Origin of the sequence: Streptomyces populi (genome assembly GCF_002911015.1) — a bacterium.
In the GTDB taxonomy this organism is placed as follows: Bacteria; Actinomycetota; Actinomycetes; order Streptomycetales; family Streptomycetaceae; genus Streptomyces; species Streptomyces populi.
In genome coordinates this window covers 1-1,795 of record NZ_KZ627083.1, presented here as the reverse complement: position 1 = coordinate 1,795, position 1,795 = coordinate 1, and the positions used below count along the sequence as shown (strand labels likewise).

The following is a 1,795-nucleotide window of genomic DNA, read 5'->3' as shown; positions in this document are numbered from 1 at the left end:
GCCAGCAACGCCCCCACGCCCCCCGCCCCCGCCCCCCACAGCGCCCCCAGCACCAACGCCACCCCCGAGCGCCCGTGCAACTCGATCCCCGCCCCGAACGCGTCGAACCCGAACACGGACAAGGAGGCGTCCACCGACACCTCCGTCAGCCACGCGAGCAGCGGCAGGGCCAGCGCGGTCACGACGCCCAGCCGAAGCGCGCAGCGCCCCGCGAACCGCAGAGCGGTGTCACCCCGTACACCCGGCCCCCCCGACGCTCCGCCGGCCACCGCACCCCCACCCCGTACGAATGGCGTACGCGCGGCCGTCAGGACACCGGCGTACAGCATCATCAGGGCGACGGCGAGCGCCAACAGCCATACCCGCCCGTCGAGTTCGGCGAGCCGGCCGAGGGTGACCGGCCGGGACGTGTCGACGGCCAGCAGCCTGTCGAGGGGGTCGGGCAACAGTTTGGCGAGCTCGCCCGTGGCCCTGCCGTCCCAGGGGACGAAGAGCCCGAGCGGGATGCCGAGCCACACACCGTTGGGGGCGCCCAGCAGCGCGGCTCCCGCGATCCGCTCGGGGTGGGCGTCACCGATCGCCGCGTACGCGGCCGCCGCGAGTCCGGCGAGGACGGCGACCAGCAGGACGGTGACGAGCGAGGAGACGGCCGGCCGCACCGCGCGGTGCACGGCGTCCCAGCCGCGCGGCAACGGCGTGCGCCGGGAGGCCAGCAGCGCGATCAGCAGGACCGAGGCGGCCCACGCGGCCCCGCCGAGCAGGGTCGGCACGGTGTCGACGGAGAACCCCACGGCGGCCTTCGCCTTCACGAGGTCCCCGATCCTGCCGGGCAGCAGACCGCCGAGGTCCCCGAGGTCCCCGAAACCGCCCGGGAGCTTGTCCGTGATGGAACCGAGCCCGCCGCCACCGCCCGTGACCTCGTCGAGCCGGAGCCGGTCGCCGTCGATCGTGATGACGTCGTGCCCGGCCCAGGCGAGCCCGCCCAGGGTCGCCACGAACAGGGTGATCACCGAGCCGGCCCGCGCCAGGAGTTCGGCCGGGGTCACGACGGACCCCGCCCCGCGCAGGGAGCGCAGGAAGAACCACGACAGCAGCAGGGCGCCGACCAGCCCCACACCCAGCGGCGTGATCTGGACGGCGGTGTGCGCCTGCGCTCCCTTCAGCCCGAAGGCGGAGACGTCACCGGACGGCGTCACCGTGCCGTTCGCCCCGAGGGCCACCATCGCGGCGGTCATGGGACCCAGAGAGGCCGCCGAGTCCGCCCCCAGCAGGTGCAGACCGAGCGCGGCGGTGCCCGCCATTCCGATCAACGCCCAGCTCACGGAGGCGATCGCGCTCAACAGCACGTCCCCCCACGGCACACCCCTGGTGCTCCCGCCGTGGTGCGTGGTTCCGATGCCGGTTCCGATGCTCATCGCCAGACCCCCCGATCCGCGCCGCGGTGATCCCGCGAATGTCCCCCTCGTGTGGGATTACCACTCTCCGGCCCGGTTTCAACCCCGTCAACGGATGCGGGCAACCCGCCCGTTGCCGTCCTTCACAAGGCCCGACTTTCGGTCAGGGGGCCTGAACTGAAATAGTTCCCCACGATGTTCGACATCCCTAGACTCCCCGTGATGGGGGTAACTCGGGGGACAACTCAGTGGGGCTGGAGTGCCGGAACTCGTACTGGAATTGAATGGACGGACCTGGACGCTCGACGCGTCCAGGCCGCACACCCTCGGACGTGATCCGCAGGGGGACATCGTGCTCGATGACGCCAGGGTCTCCTGGCGCCACGCCACGATCAGCTGGA

Annotated in this window: 2 protein-coding genes; one reads left to right on the top strand and one right to left on the bottom strand. The window is 72.6% G+C overall.

Going from position 1 to position 1,795, the window contains the following annotated elements; genetic code table 11:
* On the bottom strand, nucleotides 1-1,415 hold a 1,415-nt coding region (locus CW362_RS42745; RefSeq protein WP_103554947.1), incomplete at its 3' end, for a streptophobe family protein.
* A 238-nt stretch (nucleotides 1,416-1,653) separates the two neighbouring features.
* Here CW362_RS42745 and CW362_RS42740 point away from each other — a divergent pair.
* Nucleotides 1,654-1,795: FHA domain-containing protein (locus CW362_RS42740; RefSeq protein WP_162684457.1), on the top strand; the 142-nt coding region annotated here is incomplete at its 3' end.